Annotated in this window: 22 protein-coding genes and 5 tRNA genes; 12 read left to right on the top strand and 15 right to left on the bottom strand. The window is 69.2% G+C overall.

The genetic code is table 11. The features are described from left to right. Positions 1–2: 2 nt before the first annotated feature. From QYS60_RS08680 to QYS60_RS08715, 8 genes are all read right to left on the bottom strand, one after another. Positions 3–1,103, bottom strand: a complete 1,101-nt coding sequence (locus QYS60_RS08680) for a prenyltransferase (protein ID WP_371382922.1) — start codon at positions 1,101–1,103, stop codon at positions 3–5. Next, entirely contained in the window at positions 1,090–1,821 is a 732-nt protein-coding gene (locus QYS60_RS08685) for a class I SAM-dependent methyltransferase (protein WP_371382923.1), read from the bottom strand. Before QYS60_RS08685 ends, QYS60_RS08680 begins: the two co-directional genes overlap by 14 nt. Then, positions 1,821–3,059 carry a glycosyltransferase family 4 protein gene (locus tag QYS60_RS08690; protein WP_371382924.1) on the bottom strand — a complete coding sequence of 413 codons (1,239 nt, stop codon included), beginning with the start codon at positions 3,057–3,059 and terminating at the stop codon, positions 1,821–1,823. Before QYS60_RS08690 ends, QYS60_RS08685 begins: the two co-directional genes overlap by 1 nt. 282 nt (positions 3,060–3,341) lie before the next feature. Next, positions 3,342–3,415 (bottom strand) — tRNA-Asp (locus QYS60_RS08695). A 72-nt stretch (positions 3,416–3,487) separates the two neighbouring features. Beyond that, positions 3,488–3,564, bottom strand: a tRNA-Phe gene (locus QYS60_RS08700). A 37-nt stretch (positions 3,565–3,601) separates the two neighbouring features. Continuing rightward, a tRNA-Asp gene (locus QYS60_RS08705) sits at positions 3,602–3,675 on the bottom strand. Between the two features lie 57 nt (positions 3,676–3,732). Next, positions 3,733–3,805 (bottom strand) — tRNA-Glu (locus QYS60_RS08710). 98 nt (positions 3,806–3,903) lie between these two features. Continuing rightward, positions 3,904–4,557 (bottom strand): TetR/AcrR family transcriptional regulator, encoded by a 654-nt coding sequence (locus QYS60_RS08715; protein WP_003936497.1) that lies wholly within the window; start codon positions 4,555–4,557, stop codon positions 3,904–3,906. A 230-nt stretch (positions 4,558–4,787) separates the two neighbouring features. Between QYS60_RS08715 and QYS60_RS08720 the strand changes: the two genes are divergently transcribed. Then, positions 4,788–4,860 (top strand) — tRNA-Lys (locus QYS60_RS08720). A gap of 80 nt (positions 4,861–4,940) precedes the next feature. Here the strand turns inward: QYS60_RS08720 and QYS60_RS08725 are convergent. After that, entirely contained in the window at positions 4,941–5,519 is a 579-nt protein-coding gene (locus tag QYS60_RS08725; RefSeq protein ID WP_003936498.1) for a hypothetical protein, read from the bottom strand. Between the two features lie 162 nt (positions 5,520–5,681). Between QYS60_RS08725 and QYS60_RS08730 the strand changes: the two genes are divergently transcribed. From QYS60_RS08730 to phoU, 6 genes are all read left to right on the top strand, one after another. Then, positions 5,682–6,125 carry a hypothetical protein gene (locus tag QYS60_RS08730; RefSeq protein ID WP_371382925.1) on the top strand — a complete coding sequence of 148 codons (444 nt, stop codon included), beginning with the start codon at positions 5,682–5,684 and terminating at the stop codon, positions 6,123–6,125. Positions 6,126–6,183: 58 nt separating this feature from the next. Then, a complete protein-coding gene (locus QYS60_RS08735; protein WP_371382926.1) occupies positions 6,184–6,765 on the top strand; it encodes a DUF937 domain-containing protein in 582 nt (193 codons plus the stop codon). A gap of 217 nt (positions 6,766–6,982) precedes the next feature. Continuing rightward, on the top strand, positions 6,983–7,939 hold the full coding sequence (locus QYS60_RS08740; protein WP_054371127.1) for an acyl-ACP desaturase: 957 nt from the start codon (positions 6,983–6,985) through the stop codon (positions 7,937–7,939). A 120-nt stretch (positions 7,940–8,059) separates the two neighbouring features. Continuing rightward, the gene (gene dusB, locus QYS60_RS08745; protein WP_371382927.1) at positions 8,060–9,202 is read left to right on the top strand and encodes a tRNA dihydrouridine synthase DusB; all 1,143 of its coding nucleotides are present in this window, start codon (positions 8,060–8,062) and stop codon (positions 9,200–9,202) included. A gap of 157 nt (positions 9,203–9,359) precedes the next feature. Further along, the gene (locus QYS60_RS08750) at positions 9,360–11,357 is read left to right on the top strand and encodes an LCP family protein (RefSeq protein WP_371382928.1); all 1,998 of its coding nucleotides are present in this window, start codon (positions 9,360–9,362) and stop codon (positions 11,355–11,357) included. Between the two features lie 74 nt (positions 11,358–11,431). Continuing rightward, a complete protein-coding gene (gene phoU / locus QYS60_RS08755; protein WP_040782189.1) occupies positions 11,432–12,139 on the top strand; it encodes a phosphate signaling complex protein PhoU in 708 nt (235 codons plus the stop codon). Between the two features lie 76 nt (positions 12,140–12,215). Here phoU and pstB read toward each other — a convergent pair whose 3' ends face one another. From pstB to QYS60_RS08785, 6 genes are all read right to left on the bottom strand, one after another. Then, complete coding sequence (pstB, locus tag QYS60_RS08760; protein WP_003936505.1) at positions 12,216–12,992, bottom strand: phosphate ABC transporter ATP-binding protein PstB; 777 nt, start codon at positions 12,990–12,992, stop codon at positions 12,216–12,218. Positions 12,993–13,044: 52 nt separating this feature from the next. Further along, positions 13,045–13,953 (bottom strand): phosphate ABC transporter permease PstA, encoded by a 909-nt coding sequence (pstA, locus tag QYS60_RS08765; RefSeq protein WP_003936506.1) that lies wholly within the window; start codon positions 13,951–13,953, stop codon positions 13,045–13,047. Between the two features lie 4 nt (positions 13,954–13,957). Next, on the bottom strand, positions 13,958–15,013 hold the full coding sequence (pstC, locus tag QYS60_RS08770) for a phosphate ABC transporter permease subunit PstC (protein ID WP_003936507.1): 1,056 nt from the start codon (positions 15,011–15,013) through the stop codon (positions 13,958–13,960). A gap of 58 nt (positions 15,014–15,071) precedes the next feature. Next, positions 15,072–16,190, bottom strand: coding sequence for a phosphate ABC transporter substrate-binding protein PstS (gene pstS, locus QYS60_RS08775; RefSeq protein WP_003936508.1), 1,119 nt, complete (start codon positions 16,188–16,190; stop codon positions 15,072–15,074). A gap of 228 nt (positions 16,191–16,418) precedes the next feature. Continuing rightward, positions 16,419–17,315, bottom strand: a complete 897-nt coding sequence (gene mshD, locus QYS60_RS08780) for a mycothiol synthase (protein WP_371382929.1) — start codon at positions 17,313–17,315, stop codon at positions 16,419–16,421. A 10-nt stretch (positions 17,316–17,325) separates the two neighbouring features. Further along, entirely contained in the window at positions 17,326–18,054 is a 729-nt protein-coding gene (locus QYS60_RS08785) for a response regulator transcription factor (RefSeq protein ID WP_054371123.1), read from the bottom strand. A gap of 127 nt (positions 18,055–18,181) precedes the next feature. On the opposite strand from QYS60_RS08785, the gene QYS60_RS08790 reads away from it, so the two are divergent. The 5 genes from QYS60_RS08790 to QYS60_RS08810 all read left to right on the top strand — a co-directional run bounded on the left by QYS60_RS08790 (position 18,182) and on the right by QYS60_RS08810 (position 21,332). Continuing rightward, entirely contained in the window at positions 18,182–18,961 is a 780-nt protein-coding gene (locus QYS60_RS08790; protein ID WP_003936511.1) for an LmeA family phospholipid-binding protein, read from the top strand. Further along, a complete protein-coding gene (locus tag QYS60_RS08795; protein ID WP_371382930.1) occupies positions 18,958–19,437 on the top strand; it encodes a thioredoxin family protein in 480 nt (159 codons plus the stop codon). Before QYS60_RS08790 ends, QYS60_RS08795 begins: the two co-directional genes overlap by 4 nt. Positions 19,438–19,655: 218 nt before the next feature. Continuing rightward, complete coding sequence (locus QYS60_RS08800) at positions 19,656–20,126, top strand: DUF4395 domain-containing protein (protein ID WP_289378165.1); 471 nt, start codon at positions 19,656–19,658, stop codon at positions 20,124–20,126. Between the two features lie 61 nt (positions 20,127–20,187). Beyond that, positions 20,188–21,024: a sulfurtransferase gene (locus tag QYS60_RS08805; protein WP_003936514.1), complete on the top strand. Its 837-nt coding sequence runs from the start codon at positions 20,188–20,190 to the stop codon at positions 21,022–21,024. A gap of 2 nt (positions 21,025–21,026) precedes the next feature. Beyond that, positions 21,027–21,332, top strand: coding sequence for a DUF1416 domain-containing protein (locus QYS60_RS08810; RefSeq protein WP_003936515.1), 306 nt, complete (start codon positions 21,027–21,029; stop codon positions 21,330–21,332). Positions 21,333–21,375 lie beyond the last annotated feature (43 nt).

Raw genomic sequence — 21,375 nt, forward strand, 5'->3', positions numbered from 1 at the left:
GCTCAGACCGTCACCCGGCAGTCCTCGTGACAGCTCTCCGCCGCGACCCAACCGGCGGGTGCGGTGGCGTCGCGGAACACGCCGTTGCCCGCGGTGCTGCGGGAGAGCGCGTCGGCGGCGAGGACGACCGCGGCGCTGGTCCAGGAGCTCTTCTCCACGGGCCAGCGCTTGCCGTCCGTGAAGACCATTCCGGTCCAGTACGATCCGTCCGGGTCGCGGAGGTGCTGCATGGCGGCCAGCAGATTCCGGGCCGTCGTGGTCTCCCCGATCGCGTCCAGAGCGAGCACGAGTTCGCACGTCTCGGCACCCGTCACCCACGGCCGGTGGTCGACACAGCGGATGCCGATGTCGCCGACCACGAAATCGTCCCAGCGCTCCCTGATCCGTTGCCGGGCCGGCGCACCGCGCACCGCCCCGCCGAGGATCGGGTAGTACCAGTCCATCGAGTACTCCGGCTTGGGCGTGAACGCCTCCGGATGCCGTCGCAGCACGTGGCCGAGCCGGTACCACGCGACCTCCCAGTCCGGATGCGGGTCCCCGACCACCTCCGACAGACGCAGCCCGCACTGCAGACTGTGGTGGATGCTCGAACACCCCGTCAGCAGGGCTTCGTCGGCCGTGCCGTGTTCACCGCGCGCCCAGTAGATCTCGCCGCCGGGCGTCTGCAGCTCGAGCACATGGTCGAGGGCTGCCCGCACCGTCGGCCACAAGCGCACCACATGGTCGGTGTCGCCCGTGACGAGGTAGTGGTGCCACACCCCCACAGCGATGTACGCGGTGAAGTTCGTGTCGGCGTCATGGTTCTCGACGACGTCCCCGCGGAACCGCATGGGCCACGAGCCGTCCGGGCGCTGGGTCCGACGGGACCAGTCGAAGGCTGCCTCCGCCTCCTCGAGCAGCCCCGCGGCGGTGAGCGCCATCGCGGACTCGATGTGGTCCCAGGGGTCGGTGTGACCGCCGGGGAACCACGGGACAGCTCCGGAGGGCTCCTGCATGTCGGCGATCGCACGGGCGGTCTGCAGGCACTGTTCCTCCGACAGCACCCCGGGCACGGCCGGAACCACCGGCCGTGCCCCGCCGGGGCGGAAGTCAGCGGCCGACAACGGGAACCGTCGGCTTCTCGAGGTAGAACACGACGCTCTTGCCGAGCACCGGGTTCAGCAACGACTCTGCGGTGCGGGTCAGCCACGGCCCCTGCATCAGGTCCCACACGAGGAGCCGGTGATATGCCTTCGTCAGGGGGTTGTCGTCGTTGTCGACGCCGACGGCACACTTGAGCCACCAGTACGGCGAGTGCAGGGCGTGGGCGTGGTCCCGGCCGCGCACCGTCAGGCCGGCGGCGGTCAGTTTCGCTGCCAGCTCGTCGGCCTTGTAGATCCGGACATGGCCGCCCTCGACCTCGTGATACGCGTCGGACAGCGCCCAGCAGATCTTCTCCGGCAACCACCGCGGGACGGTGACGGCCGCGACGCCGCCGGGCTTGAGTATCCGCACGAATTCGGCGATGGCGCGGTCGTCCTCGGGCACGTGCTCGAGCACCTCGGAGATCAGCACCACGTCGAAGGTCTCGTCGTCGTAGGGCAGGGCGAGGGCGTCGCCCACCTCGGCCCGGGCCAGTGCTCCCTCGGGTACCTGTCCCTCGAGTTCCATCGCCGCGAACATGTCGCCGACGGCCTTCATGTCCTCCGCGCTGCGGTCGAACGCCACCACGTCGAGGCCCCGGCGGTAGAGCTCGAACGAGTGCCGTCCGGCGCCCGCGCCGATATCGATGGCACGGTCGCCGGGTTCGATCCCCAGCCGGTCGAAATCGACTGTCAGCATCAGACTTCGGTCCTTCCTGCCTGGGCTGCAACGGTATCCCGGTAGGCCTGGGCGGTCCGGGCTGCCACGGCCGCCCAGCTGAATCGCTCGAGCACCCGGGCCCGCGCCACCGACCCCAGCCGGGCCCGTTCGGCGGGATCGTCGAGAACCCGTGCCAGCGCCGCAGCCAGCTGTTCGCTGTCGCCCGGTGGCACGAGGATGCCCGCATCGCCGACCACCTCCGGAATCGCGCCTGCCCGGCTCGCCACCAGCGGCGTGGCACAGGCCATGGCCTCGACTGCGGGCAGCGAGAACCCTTCGTAGAGCGACGGAACCGCAGCCACCTGCGCCGAACCGAGCAGTTCGGCCAGTTCGCCGTCGTCGATCCCGGAGACGGTGCGCACCGAGTCCCCGATGGCGAGTTGCTCGATCAGCTTCTCGGTGACGCCGCCCGCGGCGAGCTTGGTGACGAGCACCAGCTCGACCTGCCGCTCGGTACGGAGCTTCGCCACCGCCTCGAGCAGATTGGCGACGCCCTTGAGCGGTGCGTCCGCGCTGGCCACGCACACGATGCGGCCGGCCACGCGTTCGGTCGCCGGCGGGGCGAAGACCTCCGTGTCCACCCCCAGCGGGATCGTGCGCAAGCGCCCGTCGGGGATGTCGAACGCGGTACGGATGTCGTCCTCGGAGGATTTCGAGACGGTGAGCAGGGTCGGGATGCGTCGCGCCACCCGGGCCTGCATGCGCAGGAATCCGTACCACCGGCGCAACGTGATCTTGCGGCGCAACGTCGGGGCGCTCGCGAGGTCCAGCTCCCGATCGCGGGTGATCGGATGGTGGATGGTCGCGACGAGCGGCAGGCCCGCGTCCGCGATCCGGAGCAAGCCGTAGCCGAGACACTGGTTGTCGTGCACGACGTCGAATTCCCCGGCCCGGTCGCGCAGCAGCCGGGCCACGCGCAGGCTGAAGGTCAACGGCTCCGGAAACCCCGCCGTCCACATCGTGCCCAGTTCGAGAAGGTCGATCGTGTCGCGGATCTCCCGCGGGTGCGGAATGCGGAACGGGTCGTCGTCGCGATAGAGGTCGAGGCTCGGGACCTTCACCAGGGTGACCCCGTCGTCGAGCTCGGGGTACGGCTGACCGGAGAACACCTCGACGTCGTGACCGAGTGCCGCGAGTTCGCGGCTGAGATGTCGAACGTACACGCCCTGACCACCGCAGTGCGGCTTGCTGCGGTACGACAGCAGAGCTACTCGCACAGATCACCTCGTTCGTCGTGTCACCGGAGTGCGTCCGTCCGGAAGATCGAACTCACTCTAGAACATGTTCTCGCCCGACACCCGACCCGGCTCTGCCCTGCGGATCAGCGCCGGAACCGCACCGGGTCCGGTGCAAACTGAACGTACAGCGTGGGGACATGTTCCGCCGTCGAAGACCCGCCGGAAGGCGAGACGGCGGGAACCGATCCGCGCCGATGGGCGCGGCTGCAGCAGACAACACGAAGGCCCGGTCCGTTTCGGGACCGGGCCTTCGCCGTGAAGCGACCCTGACGGGACTCGAACCCGCGACCTCCGCCGTGACAGGGCGGCGCGCTAACCAACTGCGCCACAGGGCCGTGTGCATCCCCGGAAGGGGATTTCCACAGAAAACCCACCGCCGGGCGGTGGGCCTACCGTATGAAGTTGTGTGGTGGCCAGGGCCGGGATCGAACCGGCGACCTTCCGCTTTTCAGGCGGACGCTCGTACCAACTGAGCTACCTGGCCGGACGGCACCCGAACCGAATGCCAATTGCCAACTCTGCGACCCTGACGGGACTCGAACCCGCGACCTCCGCCGTGACAGGGCGGCGCGCTAACCAACTGCGCCACAGGGCCATGCTCTTCACTTGTGGTCGAACAGTACTGCATGCGGTGATACTGCTTCCGCAAGCGTACCCCCTACGGGATTCGAACCCGCGCTACCGCCTTGAAAGGGCGGCGTCCTAGGCCGCTAGACGAAGGGGGCCCGCCGGATTACTCCGACCCGCACCCTCAACGGGTTCGCGTTCCGTTGGGAGCTTGGATAGCTTAGGACACCGGTTTCCGGATTCACAAATCAGCAGGTCATGCCGATTGTTCGCCTTCCACGCGCGACTCCGGCCCACCACGCCGCCGCTCGAGCCACTCCGGCGCGGCCGTCGCCTCGAGGCACACGTCCAGGCATTCCGCGAACCGGGCCCGCACATCGACGTCCTCGGCGGTGAGATCGTGGAAGTAGCGCTGGCCGGCCAGGCACGCCCCGAGCACACCCAGGAACCGTTCGAGGTCGACTCCGGCGCGGAACAGCCCCGCGTCCCGCGCCTCGACGGCCAGCCGGCGGCCGGCGGCTCCCCACACCGAGCTGCCGCGCAGCTTGGCCTCGGCGTCGAACTCGGGTTCGGTCACGAGTTTGAACTCCGCCCGGATGATGACGTCGCTCTGCAGTGCGTCGGCGAGATCTCCGACGAGGCCGTGCAACCGCTCGAAGGGATCGAGCCCCGGCGCGTTCAACCACCGCTCGGTGATCACCCGATAACGTTCGAGGCCCTCCGCGAGCACCGCCCGGGCGAGCTCCTCCTTCGAATCGAAGTGGAAGTACATCGCGCCCTTGGTGGCCCCGGAGTGCTCGAGGATCGCATTGACCGAGGCGGCGCCGTATCCGCGCCGGGCGAATTCGATCGCCGCGGATTCGACAATGGCCGCGCGGGTGCGCCGCGCCCGCTCTTGCTGACGTGACATTGGGGGTTCGTGCCTCCGAACGTGACCGGCGGTCCCCCCCGATCGCCACTGTAGCCGCCGCCCAACCGGCACGCGCGCAGCCAGGCATTTCCCGTCTTCGCACGGAACACACCAAGTGGTATGCTTTTACCCGGCTCGGGTGCGCCGCAGGGGGTGCGCACCCGAGCCTTCGAGCGGCACGCCCGTCCGATACTGTTGACCGGCGCAATGCAGTTAGACTGTGCGCCCACGCCCCTATAGCTCAGTTGGTAGAGCTACGGACTTTTAATCCGCAGGTCCCAGGTTCGAGCCCTGGTGGGGGCACTGCGACACTCCCGGGCCACCGGCAGGAACGGACACTCCCGGCCACCGGCCGGCGTCTCGCCGCACCTCGTCGTCGCCGGCTAGTCCGGCGCGCCGGCCACCCTGCCCGGACGGTCGCTTCGCAACTCCGACTCGTCCCGGGCCCGCTCGCGCTCGAGATCGCGGCCGCGTTTGCGGTACATGAAGCTCAGTGCGGCGAACACGAGGAACAGGACCACTCCGACGACGGCGCCGACGAGCGTCGCGCCCCGGAATCCGGGGGCATCGACGTCGAGGATCCGCTCCCCCGCATGGGCCGCGTTCCCGTTGCCCAGCACGATGCTCAACGTCATCAAGTTGGGGATCGCCACCACCACGGCGGCGACGACGAACACCACCTGCAGGACGCGATGACGTCGCCACGTCCGGATCCGCCACACCGCGGCGAACAGGGCCAACGGCACGAAGGTGCACACCATGCCGAACAGCAGGCCCCAGGCCGTCCCGCGGGCGAAGCCCGCGTCGGCCAGCCCGGCGACCCGCTGCGCCCACCATCGAGGGACGAACGCCGCCAGCGCGAAGTACGCGACCACCAGTGCGAGCACGGCGGCGACGCTCCACAAGGCCTTCTTCGCCCACGGCGGAAGTCCCGACCGCTGTGCCGTCTCGTTGCCCGCCATCACGTAGTTCCCCTTCCGGGTCCGGGTGTGCCGTCACCTCAGATTACGGACCCGCGCACCCGACACGGCGTCCGAATCGCCGGTTCCGCGCTGCTACCGCACCCGAACTGTGGTTAGGGTGTCATCGCTCACGAAACCGATCCGACGATCGATGGGAGTGGCGTGCGCAGCTTCGTGGACCTCGGCCTGTTCCTGTCTGCCGTCGCCCTGGGGATCGGCTCGTTCCTACCGGTGCTGGCCGGGGCCCGGCCCACCGAGATCCCGTTGACCGACCTGCGCGACGGGATCGCGGCCGGCGACGTCTCCGCTCTCGGCGCAGCCGACCTTCCGGTCCATCAGACATTCGCGGCACCGCTCGTCCTCGCCGCCGTCCTGCTGCTCCTGGCCGCCCTGTTCGATTCGGCGGTCGCGGGCTGGGCCGGGGTGGTACTCGGTCTCGTCGCGACCGGCGCCTTCGCGGTGCGGGTCCACCAACGGTTCGACGACTACGTGCGGGTGAACCACGCGACCGCACTGACGAACCAGACCGGGTTCGTGCTGCTCGTCAGCGGGTTGGGGGTCGCGCTGCTGTGTGCGGTGATCGCGGGGCGGCGGACGTCCGCGTAGCCGAAACGCCGACGTGGAACCGCGACCGGGGCGACGACGGTGACTACCCTCGGTGCCCATGTCCTCACTCGACGAACTCCTCTCGCAGATCCCGGTCGACCAGATCGCTCGTCGACTCGGCGTGGACGAGCAGACGGCGGCCACCGCGGTGCGGGCCGCACTGCCCACGCTCGTCGGCGGCCTCGAGGCGAATACCCGGGATCCGGACGGCGCCACGTCCCTGCTGTCGGCGCTCGACCAGCACCGCGACTCGCCCCTGCTCGAGGGCGGGGTGAACGTGACCGATGTGGACACCGCGGACGGCGACCGGATCGTGTCGAACGTGTTCGGCGACAACAGGGACCGGGTCGTGCAGACGCTGGGCCGCGCCGACGGTGCGGGCGGCAGCGACCTGGTCGCGCGACTGCTGCCCATCCTCGCTCCGATCGTGCTGACGTACCTGGCCCGGCAGGCCGGGAAGTCCGGCGAGCCGGGTGGCCTGAGTGATCTGCTCGGCGGGCTCCTGCGCAGCGCGTCGGGCGGCACGGGAAGCGGGGGTGCTTCCGGCGGCCTCGGCGGAGTTCTCGGCAGCGTCCTGGGCGGCAACGGCGGCGGCCTGGGCGATCTGCTCGGCGGACTCCTCGGTGGCGGCAAGCGCTGAGGTTCCGGAGGAGACACGGGCTCATTCCCGCGCGTCGCGCCGGGGTGCCGAGTCCACCCGGTAGGATAACGACGTCACCGCCTGTGAAGGGTCCCATCGGCGGTCAGGCCCTGGTCGGCCGAATTTGGAGTACGTCACAGACATGCAGGCACCGAACCTACGGTGCCGTAGCCTGTAATTCGTTCGTGATACGCAGAGTTGTAGAGAGGTATACGGAATGACGCGAGTTCTGACTCAGCTGGAGCTTCTGCGCGAGCTGGAGCCCGTCGCCGAGGCGAACGTCAACCGCCACCTTTCGATGGCCAAGGACTGGCACCCCCACGACTACGTGCCCTGGGACGAGGGACGCAACTTCGCCGCGATGGGCGGGGTGGACTGGGAGCCCGAGCAGTCGAAGCTCGACGAGGTCGCCAAGGCCGCGATGATCACCAATCTGCTCACCGAGGACAACCTGCCGTCCTACCACCGCGAGATCGCCGAGAGCTTCTCCCGCGACGGCGCGTGGGGCACGTGGGTGGGCCGCTGGACCGCCGAGGAGAACCGCCACGGCATCGTGATGCGCGACTACCTCGTCGTCACCCGCGGCGTCGACCCCGTCGCTCTCGAGAATGCCCGCATGGAGCACATGACCAACGGGTTCGCCTCGCCCAACGAGGTCGGGATGCTGCACTCGGTGTCGTACGTCACCTTCCAGGAGCTGGCCACCCGCGTTTCACACCGCAACACCGGCCGGGCGTGCCACGACTCGATCGCCGACAAGATGCTCCAGCGCATCGCCGCCGACGAGAACCTGCACATGATCTTCTACCGCAACATCTGCGAGGCGGCTCTCGATGTGGCTCCGGATCAGACCCTCGCGGCGATCACCGACGTGCTGAAGAACTTCCAGATGCCGGGCGCCGGCATGCCCAACTTCCGCCGCAACGGCGTGCTGATGGCCAAGCACGGCATCTACGACCTGCGTCAGCACCTCGACGAGGTGGTCATGCCGGTGCTCCGCAAGTGGCGCATCTTCGAGCGTGAGGACTTCGGCGCCGAGGGCGCCCGCATCCTCGACGAGCTCGGCACCTTCCTCGAGGAGCTCGAGAAGCAGGCGGTCAAGTTCGAGGAGATGCGCGATCGGTCCCTCGCCCGCGAGGCCGCCCGTCGCGAGCGCACCGAAGCCGCATCCTGATCCTCACCGCTGCGTGATTCGGGGGCAGCGTCCCCGAACAGCTATCCTGTGCCCGGTGCCGGATCCGGCGCCGGGCACAGTTGTACGCACTTCTTCTTCACGCCGTCTTCGAGGTTCTTCATGTCATCCCTTCGCATCGGCTCGCTCGAGTTGAACAGCCCGGTCGTGCTCGCGCCGATGGCGGGAATCACCAACGTCGCCTTCCGCACCCTGTGCCGCGAGCTCGAACTCGAACGCTCGGGAAGCACGTCGGGGCTGTACGTGTGCGAAATGGTCACCGCCCGGGCACTCGTCGAACGTCATCCCGTCACCATGCACATGACGACGTTCGGCCCCACCGAGACACCCCGGTCGTTGCAGCTGTACACAGTCGACCCGGACGTCACCTACCAGGCCGCGAAGATGATCGTCGACGAGAACCTCGCCGACCACATCGACATGAACTTCGGCTGTCCCGTGCCGAAGGTCACCCGCAAGGGCGGCGGCTCCGCCCTGCCGTACAAGCGACGGCTGTTCGGCAACATCGTCGCGGCCGCCGTCCGCGCGACGGAGGGCACCGACATCCCGGTGACCGTGAAGTTCCGCATCGGCATCGACGCCGACCACCACACCCACCTCGACGCCGGCCGGATCGCCGCCGGCGAGGGTGCCGCCGCCGTCGCGTTGCACGCCCGCACCGCCGCCCAGCGGTATTCGGGTGAGGCGGACTGGAACGAGATCGCGCGGCTCAAGGAGCACGTCACCGACGTACCGGTCCTGGGCAACGGCGACATCTTCGCAGCCGAGGACGCCCAGAAGATGATGGAGCAGACCGGCTGCGACGGCGTCGTCGTCGGCCGCGGATGCCTCGGCCGACCCTGGCTGTTCGCCGAGCTCAGCGCCGCCCTGAACGGCACCCCCATGCCCACCCCGCCGAACCTCGGCGAGGTGGCGCGCATCATGCGCCGGCACGCCGAACTGCTCGCCGACCACCACGGCGAGGACCGCGGCATGCGCGAGATCCGCAAGCACATCGCCTGGTATCTGCGCGGCTTCCCGGCCGGCTCCGACGTGCGCAACGCCCTGGCGCGCGTGTCCGGCCTCGCCGAACTCGACGAGTTGCTCGGCCGCCTCGACCCGACGGTGCCCTTCCCCAAGGACGCGGAGGGCCCTCGCGGCCGCCAGGGCTCCCCCGGTACCGTCGCACTGCCGGACGGCTGGCTCGACGACCCCGAGGACTGCATGGTGCCGGCAGGTGCCGACGTCATGCACTCGGGCGGCTGACGTCGACCCGGCAGTGCGAACCGGACGAACCGGACCGTACCGGACTGTCGCTCGGCGGACACGTCGATCCGGATCGAGGCCGCCAGTATCATGACGGGATCGCCGTGGTGGCGGGTGCGTACGAAAGCGGGACATCCGCGGAGAGGCGAGGGAATCGGTGGGTGAGGAGCACGATTCGGGCCTGCCCGACAGTCGCGCTCCGTGGGAACGTCCTATCGCCGACTCCGGGTATCGCAGCTCACGAACCGGCCGCGCACGCCGGCGCCCGGTGGATCTGCCCGGCGACGCCGGACCACCGCCGACGGTCCGCGGTGCCGAAACCGGCCGTCCCCGCCGCTCGGCCACGCCGGGCGAGAACCCCGACCAGGTCACCGTCGCGGCGCTGATGAACAAGGTGGGGCGCGACGGCAACCCCGTCCGCCGCCCCGAACCCGAACCGGCCGCGCCGAACCCGCAACCCGTCCGTCCGCCGCAGCCACCGCCCGTCGACGACGACCCCACCGAGAAGATCCCGGCCGTCGGCTCCGCCCCGCCGGACAGCCCGCCGCCCGAGCCCCCGCGCGACGACCGCGCCGACGGACGGAACGACGAGCCCGACCAACCGGTCGCGCTGCCCCAGGCGGTCGGGGACAACGGCCCGAGCAGACTGGCTCTGAGCAAACGACGCAAACGCCGACGCCTCGCGACGGCGGGCCGCACCGTCCTGGCCCTGCTGTCCGTGCTGACCTTCGTCGGCAGCGGCCTGGTGTGGGGCTACGTGCGGTCCACCGAGGCAGGGTTCGCCCAGATCGCGGCGCTGGACACCGAATCCACCGACATCGTCGACCCCGGCGGACAGACCGGCGACGAGACCTACCTGATCATCGGCACCGACACCCGCGCCGGCGCGAGCGGCGAGATCGGTGCCGGCACCGAAGCCGAAGCCGAGGGCGCTCGCGCCGACACCGTCATCCTCGTCAACATCCCCGCCGACCGCAGTCGCGTCGTCGCCGTCTCCTTCCCGCGCGACCTGGACGTGACACGGCCCGTGTGCCGGGGCTGGGACAGCACCACCGGCGAGTACACGTCGGAGACGTTTCCCTCCGCCGAGGGCGACAAGCTCAACGCCACCTACGCGCTGGGCGGGCCCAAGTGCCTGGTGAAGGTGATCCAGAAGCTCTCCGGCCTGAAGATCGGACACTTCGTCGGAATCGACTTCGCCGGCTTCGAGAGCATGGTCGACGAGGTCGGGGGCGTCGAGGTGTGCACCCCCACCCCCCTGGTCGACGGGGAACTCGGCACCCTCATCGAGACCGCGGGCACCCACACCCTCGGCGGCCGGCAGGCGCTGGACTACGTGCGGGCACGAAAAGTCGAGTCGGAAGGAAACGGCGACTACGGACGTATCACCCGGCAGCAGAAGTTCCTGTCGTCGCTGCTGCGCTCGGCGATGTCGAACAAGGTCCTGTTCGACCCGGGCAAACTGAACGGGTTCATCAACGCGTTCACCCGAGCCACGTTCGTCGAGAACGTCGACACCGAGTCGCTCGTCCGGCTCGGTCGCTCGCTGCAACGGGTCGAAGCCGGCGCCGTCACCTTCCTCACCGTGCCCACGGCCGGAACCAACGAGTGGGGCAACGAGATCCCGCGTCTCGACGACATCGAGGCGATCTTCCGCGCGATCATCGACGACGACCCGCTCCCCGGGGAGAAGCGGAACGCTCCCGAGCCGGAATCGTCTGCGCCCCCGCCGGCGGCGGCCCTGCCCGCACAGACCGCAGTGGATCCGTCGACGGTGTCGGTGCAGGTATCCAACGCGTCCGGCGCGTCCGGCCTCGCGGCCCGAACCGCGGAAGAACTCGGCGCCTACGGTTTCCCGATCTACAGCGTCGGCAACTACTCCGGCACGAGCAAGGAGACCGTCGTGCGCTTCGCGCCCGGGCAGGAAGCCGAGGCGTTGACTCTGGCATCCGCGGTGCCGGGGGCTGTACTGCAGGAATCCGCGGACCCCGGCGGCATCGTGGAACTCGTCCTCGGCACCGGATTCGTCGGCAGCATCACCGCTCCGACCGAGGCGGGGTCGGTCCTGCCGACGGTGCCGATCCAGGCTGCCGAGGAGAACGAACTGCCGGTGGACCTGTCGATCACCAACGCGGGCGACGACTCCTGCGCGTGAGCAGCCCGGTCATTCACCCCTCGTTCACCCGCTGCTCGTGAACCGGCTTTGTGTGCGCCGTAGTCTGTGTCATTATGCGCGTCGTATACCACGAACAGATGACCGAGCTCGCCGATCTCCTCGGAGAGATGGCGGGCCTTGCGGGCCTTGCGATGGAGCGAGCCACCCAGGCCCTGCTCCAGGCGGATCTCGCGCTCGCCGAGACCGTGATCGGTGAGCACGACAAGATCACGGACCTGAGCACGCAGTGCGAGGAGAAGGCTTTCTCGCTGCTCGCCCTCCAGGCGCCGGTGGCCGGCGACCTGCGTTCCGTGGTCAGCGGCATCCAGATCGTCGCCGACATCGACCGGATGGGCGCGCTGGCCCTGCACGTCGCCAAGGCGACGCGGCGCCGGCACCCCAATCACGTTCTGCCCGAAGAGGTCAACGGCTACTTTGCCGAGATGGGCCGGATCGCGGTCTCGCTCGGGGCAGCGACCAAGGAGATCCTCGAGACGCGCGATCCCGAGCGGGCGGCCCGGCTGCACCAGGAGGACGAGGCGATGGACGATCTCCATCGTCACCTGTTCACGGTGCTGATGGACCGGGAGTGGAAGCACGGCGTGGCCGCGGCGGTGGACGTGACACTGCTGGGACGGTTCTACGAGCGGTTCGCCGACCACGCCGTCGAAGTGGGCCGTCGCGTGATCTTCCTGGTCACCGGAAAGCTCCCCACCGACGAGGACTTCCGGGCGATGCGCGAACGCGTCGACAAGCTCACGGTGTATCCGCAGGACCAGTGACGCATACGACGACAGGCCCCGCCCTCCGAGGGCGGGGCCTGTCGTCGTATGCGCGGTGCCGAGGTCGCGGTCGCACTCAGCCGAAGCGACCGGAGATGTAGTCCTCCGTGGCCTTCTGGGTGGGGTTGGAGAAGATCTTCTCGGTGTCGTCGATCTCGACGAGCCGGCCCGGCCTGCCGGTGGCCTCGAGGTTGAAGAACGCGGTCTGATCACTCACGCGCGCCGCCTGCTGCATGTTGTGCGTGACGATCACGATGGTGTAGTCCTGCTTCAGCTCGGCGATCAGATCCTCGATGGCGAGGGTGGAGATCGGGTCGAGAGCGGAGCACGGCTCGTCCATCAGCAACACCTCGGGCTGCACCGCAATGGCGCGGGCGATGCACAGGCGCTGCTGCTGACCACCGGACAGGCCGCCGCCGGGCTTGTCGAGACGGTCCTTGACCTCGTTCCACAGGTTCGCGCCGCGCAGCGATCGCTCGGCGATCTCGTCGAGCTTGTTCTTGTCGCGCACGCCCTGCAGTTTGAGGCCGGCGACGACGTTGTCGCGGATCGACATGGTGGGGAACGGGTTGGGGCGCTGGAACACCATGCCGATCGTCTTGCGGACGCCGACCGGGTCGACGGACGAGTCGTAGATGTCCTCGCCGTCGAGCAGCACGGAGCCCTCGACGCGGGCACCGGGGGTCACCTCGTGCATGCGGTTGAGCGAGCGCAACACGGTGGACTTGCCGCAGCCCGACGGTCCGATGAACGCGGTGACGTTGCGCGGCGGCACGGCCAGCGTCACGTCGGCGACGGCGTGGAACTTGCCGTAGAAGATGTTGACGTCCTTGAGGTCCAGACGCTTGGCCATTACCGGCTCCCTACTGGTGTATCGAAATCGGAGGGTGTGTGCATGAGGAGGCCTACTTGGTCCGCACCTGGGAGTAGTGGCCGATCACCTTGGCGACGATGTTGAGGATCGCGATGACGAGGATGAGCGTGAGGGCAGCGCCCCAGATCCGCATCGTGCCCGCGTCGGTCGGGTTGTTCATCTCCGCCACCATGACGCCGGGCAGGCTGCCCATCTCGCCGCCGAACAGGTTGAAGTTGATGAACGGCGCGTAGCCCACGAGGATCAGCAACGGCGCGGTCTCGCCCATGACGCGTGCCAGGGCCAGCATGACGCCGGTGATGATGCCCGGCAGCGCGGTCGGGATCACGATGCGCGCGATGGTCTTCCACTTGGGCACGCCGAGGGCGTAGGAGGCCTCGCGCAGGTCCTGCGGCACGATCCGCAGCATCTCCTCGGTGCTGCGCACCACCACGGGAACCATGAGCAGGACCAGCGCCAGGGACACCGCGAAGGCGGACTTCGGGAATCCGAACGTGGCGATCCACAGGGCGTAGATGAACAGTGCGGCGACGATGGAGGGGACGCCGCTGAGGATGTCCACCATGAAGGTGGTGATCCTGCCCAGTCGCGTGCCGGCGCCGTACTCCACGAGGTAGATCGCCACGAAGATGCCGATCGGGATGGAGATGACCGCGCACACCAGGCCCTGCAGCAGGGTTCCGACGAGGGCGTGGTAGATGCCGCCGCCCATCGCGGACGCGGACAACCCGCTCAGGGAGTTCGTGAACCAGGTGGCGCTCGTCAGGGCGGGAATACCCTTGGCGATCACGGTGATCAGCACCCATGCCAGCGGCACGAGCGCGACCAGCACCGACACGGTGACCAGAACGGTGGCGGTGAGATCCGAGGCGCGCCGGCGGGCGCCGACGCCCCGGAAGGTGGGGCCCTTGACCGGCGTCTCGAGGAGTGTGGTCGTCATGGCTTCAGTCCTTCTTTCCTGCGACGACCGCACGCGCCGCGGCGTTGACCACGAAGGTCAGCACGAAGAGCACCAGACCCGCGGCGATGTAGGCACCGGCCTGGATGTCGTTGTTGAACTCGGCGTATCCCAGGGCGATCTTCGAGGCGATGGTGGCGCCGCCGTCGAACAGCGACCACGAGAACGGCTGCGACGTGGTCCGCAGGATCAGGTACAGCGCCATGGTCTCACCGAGGGCGCGACCGAGACCGAGCATCGAACCGCTGATGTAGCCCGACTTGCCGAACGGGATGACCGTGGTCCTGACGACCTCCCAGCGGGTGGCGCCGAGGGCGAGCGCCGCCTCGATGTGGGGAGTCGGCGTCTGCACGAACACCTCCCGGCTCACCGCGGCGATGGTCGGCAGGATCATCACGGCGAGCACGATGCCCGCGGTGAAGATCGTGCCGCCACCGAGAATCGAGCCCGAACCGGAGGCGAACAGCGGGAACCAGCCCAGACTTTCGTTGAGCCACGTCGCCAGCGGGCGGATCGCCGGGGCCAGGACGAGCAGGCCCCACAGGCCGTAGACGATGGACGGCACGGCGGCGAGCAGATCGATGACGTAGGCCAGGGGCTTCTTCAGGCGCGCGGGACAGTACGAGGTGAGGAAGATCGCGATGCCGAGGGCGACCGGCATCGCGAGGACCAGCGCGAAGAACGACACCAGCACGGTCACCTGGAACAGGTCGAGGACACCGAACGACATCTCGGCGATGTCCTGAGTGACCCATTCGCGGCTGGTGAGGAAGTTGACGGTGTTGCGCTGCAGCGCCGGCACCGCGCGCCAGACGAGGAACACCCCGATGGCCGCGATGATCAGCGAGATGAGGACAGCGGACCCGGAGGCCAGCGAACTGAAGATCCGGTCGCCCGGTCTGGTCAGCGGTTTGCTGTCGCCGCGCGCTGGGGTGGTAATCGTGGCCTCCGGGATGTTGCCGTGCGGACCGCCCGCCCCGGGTCCGGCGTCGTCGCCGGACCCGGGAGTGCGAGGTGCGGATTTGGTGGGCGCGTCACTCATCTGCGCTCGCGATCTCTCTCTGCTCGTGATTGACGGTACGGTCCGCGGCGCTCATCGGCTAGGCGATGGCGTTGATCGACTCGGTGAGCCTCGCCTTGAAGGACTCGGGCAGCGGCACGTAGCCCTGCTCGGCGAGACCCTCCTGGCCTTCGTTGGCGGCGCTGACGAGGAACGACTTCACGGCAGCCGAGGTGTCGGCGTCGTAGCCGGCCGAGCACACGATCTCGTAGGTGGCGAGCATGATCGGGTAGGCACCCTCCTGCGTCGTCCCGAAGATCGAGCTCAGGTCGAGCGTCAGATCGCCTTCACCGGTGGGCGCGAAGGTCGCGGCCTCGATGGCCTTGCCGGCGGACTCGTCGGTCAGCTCCACCGCGCCGGATCCGTTGTCGATCCGAGCCATGGTCAGGCCGTTCTGGTCGGCGAAGGACTTCTCGACGTAGGTGATCGAGCCGGGCGCGCTGGCGACGGCCTGGGCGACACCGGCGGATCCCTTGGCGCCTTCGCCGATACCGCCGGTGAAGTCGGAGCCGGCTCCGGTGGTCCAGGCACCGTTCGAGGCGGCCTCGAGGTACTTCTGGAAGTTGTCGGTGGTGCCCGACGAGTCGGAGCGCACGATCGGGGTGATGGCCGAATCCGGAAGGCTCACACCCTCGTTGAGGGCGGCGATGGCCGGATCGTTCCACTGCTTGATGGTGCCGTTGAAGATCTTGGCGACGGTCTCGCCGTTCAGCACGAGATTGTCGACGCCGTCGACGTTGTACGCGATGGCGACCGGACCGAAGACCAGCGGCAGGTTCCATGCGGGGTTGCCGGCGCACCGCTCGGCGGCCTGGGCGGCCTGCTCGGCCTTGATGGCGGAGTCGGAGCCGGCGAAGTCGATCTGGTTCGCGATGAACTGGGTGCGTCCGTCACCGGAACCCGACGGGTTGTAGGCGACGTTGACGTTCTTGCCCTTCTCCTGGCAGACCGCGATGTAGGTGGACACGAACTGGTCCATCGCGTTCTTCTGCGCGGACGACCCGGCGGCGGACAGCGTCTCCTTGCCCTCACACGTCGCAGCCGAGGCGGACGCGTCCACGTCCGTCGAGGCGGCGTTGTTGTCACTGCCGCATGCGGCCAGGGTGAGGGCACCTGCAGCCACCACACCGAGCAGGGCGCCATTGCGCTTGAGGTTCACTCGTTCTCCTCCGGAACTCGCACGCCCGCGACACGGGCGGCGGCATCAGGCGCGGGGCGATCCCGGCGCCGGACCGGCATGCTGCGGCCCGTAATGGAAAGTTAATGAGGACGGGTTGACGGTTGGACGCCCGAAGATGAACGCGGCGTGAACGCGAAAAGTACACCTGCAGTCCGTATGGTCGACGTCACACGACGACGGGACGGGCGCGCGCGGTACGTGCTGCGTTCACGCGCCGACGTAGGCGAGGTCGACGTGGAATCGCTCGAACCCGAGCCGGCCGTAGGTGTGCAGGGCGGCGGTGTTGTCACCTTCGACGTACAGCAGCACCGCACCGAGGTCGCGCTCCTGCAGGTACCGCAACCCGGCGAGGGTGAGCAGCCGGCCGAGACCGCGCCCCTGAGCTCCGGGATCGATACCGACCACGTACACCTCGCCGATCGCCGGCTGGTCCGCCGTGGCGGCGTGCACCTTCGTCCAGTGGAAGCCGAGGAGCCGGTCCGGATCCTGCTCGTCGAAGGCGAGGAACACCCCCTCCGGGTCGAACCAGGACTCGCTGCGGCGCTGCGCGACGTCGCGCTCCGTCCACCGGCCCTGCTCGGGATGCCAGGCGAACGCAGCCGCGTTGACCCGCAGCAGTTCCGCATCGTCCTCGGGTCCCCGGTACGTCCGCAGGAGCAGACCGTCAGGGACCTGCAGGGCCGGCAGTTCGGGCTCCCCGAGGGGGCGCCGCAGCTGCAGGAGTTCGCGGACCGGCGTCAGACCGAGCCGCGCCGCGAGCGCCCGGGCGGCCTCGAGGTTGCCGTGCGCCCACACCCGGGTGCCGGCACCTCCGGTCTCGAGTGCGGCGGCGACGAGCCGCGACCCCACACCGTGCCGGCGGTGCGGCGGATCGACGACCACCTCGGCCATCGCCGGGTGCTCCCCGTGGCCGGGGACCAGGTTGGCGTAGCCGACGATCGCGGTGTCCTCGGTGGCCACCAGGTGCTGCTCGTCACCGTCGCCGGTGAGAGAGTGCAGCACCTGCTCGGACACCGGGGCCGTTCCGTCGGCGGCGTGCGCGCGGGCGACGAGCGCTCGCACCTCGGCGGCCTGCTCGGCGGACAGTCGACTGACGAATTCCACGACGGCGAGCCTAGTCGGCGAACTCGACGTCCTCGAATTCGACGCTGGCGGAGCCGCCCTTCCCGGTCTTGGTGGTGGGACGCACCGCCTTGTAGCCGACGTTGCGGACCGTCCCGATCAGGGACTCGTATTCGGGGCCGAGCTTGGCGCGCAGGCGCCGCACGTGCACGTCGACGGTGCGGGTACCACCGAAGAAGTCGTAACCCCACACTTCCTGCAGCAGCTGCGCGCGGGTGAAGACCCGGCCGGCGTGCTGTGCGAGGTACTTGAGGAGCTCGAACTCCTTGTACGTCAAGTCGAGGGGACGGCCGCGCAGCCGGGCGGTGTAGGTGCCCTCGTCGATCGAGAGCTCCCCGAGTGTGATCTTGCCGCTGTTCTCGGGGCCGGCAGCACCGCCGGACCGGCCGACCAGCAGTCGCAGGCGCGCGTCCAGCTCGGCCGGTCCGGTGGTGGTGAGCAGGATGTCGTCCAGTCCCCACTCCGGGTTCACTGCCACCAGGCCCCCCTCGGTGAGCACGGCGACGACCGGGATCGCCGATCCGGTGCTGCCCAGCAACCGGCACAGGCCGCGGGCCGCAGCCAGGTCGGTGCGAGCATCGACGATCGCGATGTCCGCGGAGCCCGCCTCGAGGAGCGACGACACCTCGGTCGGCGCCGGACGCACCGAGTGCGCGAGCAGCGACAGCGAAGGCAGGACCGCTTCCGGGTCGGGATCGGAGGTCAGCAGCAACAGCTCCACCGTGCCTCCATTCTTCGCGCGCTGCGCGAAACTCGTGTGAACGACGCGCTACAGATTAGCGCCACGAGGGCGTTCACCGGGCAACCGCGCTCGGGAAGCGGTGCGAGCCGTCCGTCACAATGGTGCGGTGCGCAAACTCATCCTCGCTCTCGTGACGCTCGTCGGAGTCGCGCTCCTGATCGATTTCGGCGCCGCGGCGTGGTCCGAGTACCGGGTCTCACGGGCGCTGCGGGAGGGCGGTGCGCTGACGGCGGATCCGGCGGTGACCATCCACGGGTTCCCGTTCCTGACCCAGGCCCGGTCCGGCCACTACGAGAACGTCGAGATCCGGGCGCAGGGTGTGCCCAGTGGGACTCTCGGTGACATCACGATCGAGGCCAACCTGATCGGCGCCCACGCGGACGCGGGCGAACTGCTCGACGGCTCGATCCGCACGGTGCCGGTGGATCTGCTGTACGGGCGCGTGATGATCGACGCGACCGAGCTCGGTCAGCTCTACGGCATTCCCGACCTGCAGGTGTCCGCTCCCCCGGCCGACAAGTCGGACGGCACGGGCGGGTCCGGCGGCTCCGGTCGCACCACCGCGGGCGGGGTCGTCCTCACCGGCACGGTTCCGGTCGGCCCGGTCTCCGCGGAGGTCAGTGTGCAGGCGAACCTGCTGCTCGAGGGCGACACGGTGCGCATCGTGGCGTCGGACCTGTACTTCGGCCCGGAGGGACAGGCGGACTTCACCGTCCCGGATCTGCTGAAGCCGACGGTGCTGGGTCTGTTCACCACCACGATCGAACCCCAGAACCTGCCGTTCGGGGTGCGCCCGACCGCGGTCGAGGCCCGCGGCTCGACGATTGTGATCGAGGGTGAGGCGCACCAGACCACGATCGATCTCGAGGAGGTGCAGCGCCTGTGACCGCTGTCGTCGTCCTGCTGGTGGTGGTGGCTGCCGCCCTGATCATCGGGACCGTCCTGCGGGCCCGCGAGGGCAAGGTCCGCGTCGTCGATCCGGCCCCGGCCCCGGCGTCGGGGCCGGATCCCCTGCTGGCCGCGGTGGGCGTGGGCACCGGCGATGCGCCGGTGGTGCTGCACTTCTCCGCGGACTGGTGTGGACCGTGCGCCGCGGTGCGCCGGGTCGTCGCTCAGGTGGTCGCCGACCTCGCAGCCACCGGCGACGGGTTGCCCGCACCCCGCGACCTCGAACTGGACATCGACGAGAACCCGCAGCTGGCAAGGGAACTCGGTGTGCTGTCGTTGCCGACGACGTTCCTGTTCGACGCCGCCGGCACCGAGAGGTACCGGGTGTCGGGGGTGCCGGCCGCGGCCGACCTGCGGGCCGCGCTGGTGCCACTGCGCACCCCCGCGGGCCCGATCCGCCGAGACGTCGACTAAGCTGCCTGCCGTGTCGACCCGCCGAGAGCTCATGCTCACCCGACGCCGCACAGTCGATCTGTGCCGCCTCGGCGGCTTCTGCTGTACCTGCTGCTGATCACCCCGGCCGAGACGTCCGACCGTCTCCGCGGCATCCGCCGCTCTCCCCGGTGTGGTCCCCGCGGTTGTCACCGCGCCGGTCCGCCCTCACGCGTCCCCTCCCAGCAGGAGTACCACCCATGTCCACCACCACCACCGCCACCACCCGCCGGAGCCCGCAGGTAGACGTCCGCGGCCCCCGGTTCGCGGCGTGGATCACCACCGCCGTTCTCGTCGTCGTCCTGGTCGTCGCGTCGGTCTCGACCACGGTGGCCGGCGTACTGCTCGCCGTCCAGACCGTGGTGTTCGCGGCCGGCGCGGCCCTGGGGCCGCGCCGCAGCCCCTACGGCCTGCTCTTCGCGCGGTTCGTCGCGCCCCGGTCGGGCGCTCCCACCGAGACCGAACCCGTCGCCCCGTTGCGGTTCGCGCAGCTCGTGGGGTTCGTGTTCGCCGCCGTGGGGACCTTCGGTTTCCTCCTCGGCGCCGACCTGACCGGGCTGGTCGCCACCGGCTTCGCGCTGTTCGCCGCGCTGCTCAACGCCGCGTTCGGGGTGTGCCTCGGTTGCCGGATCTATCCGCTCGTGGCCCGGTTCCGGACCGTCGCCGCCTGACCATTTCCCTCCGCACCGTTCCACTCGACGCGAGAGTGTCACAGCACCGAAAGGAAACTCCATGGCTCGCTCCGACGTCCTGGTCTCAGCAGACTGGGCAGAGCAGAACCTCCACGCACCGAAGACCGTGTTCATCGAGGTCGACGAGGACACCGCCGCCTACGACGGTGGGCACATCGAAGGTGCGATCAAGCTCGACTGGCGCAAGGACCTGCAGGACGGGGTCCGTCGCGACTTCCTGAACCGGGAGCAGTTCTCCGCCCTGTTGTCCGCGAAGGGCGTCGCCGACGACGACACCGTCGTGCTCTACGGCGGCAACAACAACTGGTTCGCCGCCTACGCGTACTGGTACTTCAAGTTCTACGGACACCGGGACGTCAAGCTCCTCGACGGCGGCCGCAAGAAGTGGGAGCTCGACGGGCGCCCGCTGTCCAAGGACGAGGTCACCCGCCCGGCCACCGAGTACAAGGCGCAGGAGCCGGACTACTCGATCCGCGCCTTCCGCGACGAGGTGATCGACGCGATCGGCACCAAGAACATCATCGACGTCCGCTCCCCCGACGAGTTCTCCGGCAGGATCCTCGCCCCGGCGCACCTGCCGCAGGAGCAGGCCCAGCAGCGCGGCCACGTCCCGGGTGCGATCAACATCCCGTGGAGCACCACCGCCAACGAGGACGGCACCTTCAAGGCGGACGACGACCTCGAGGCCCTCTACCGGGCCAAGGGGTTCGACGACAGCCGCGAGACCATCGCCTACTGCCGGATCGGTGAGCGCTCGAGCCACACCTGGTTCGTCCTGCAGGAAATCCTCGGCAAGAAGAACGTCAAGAACTACGACGGCAGCTGGGTCGAATACGGCTCGCTCGTCGGAGCCCCGATCGAGTTGGAGGTTCGCTGACCATGTGTGGTGCACCCGTTCAGTCCCAGACCCTGCCCGCCGGCGTGGACGTCGAGAAGGAGACGGTTCTGACCGGCCGTGTCGTCGACACCGACGGCCAGCCGGTCGGCGGCGCCTTCGTGCGCCTGCTCGACGGCACCGGTGAGTTCACCGCCGAGGTCGTCGCCTCCGGCACCGGTGACTTCCGGTTCTTCGCCGCGCCCGGCGACTGGAAGGTCCGCGCGCTGTCCGGCCGCGGCAACGGTGACGTCGTCGTGAGCCCGACGGCCCCCGGCGTCCACCACGTCGAGGTCACGGTCGCGAAGTAGGACCGATCCGGCGGGGGGCCGTGCCCCTCGGGGGCCGGGGCCC

This window comes from Rhodococcus sp. GXMU-t2271 (assembly GCF_041414735.1).
GTDB classification, from domain to species: domain Bacteria; phylum Actinomycetota; class Actinomycetes; order Mycobacteriales; family Mycobacteriaceae; genus Rhodococcus; species Rhodococcus indonesiensis.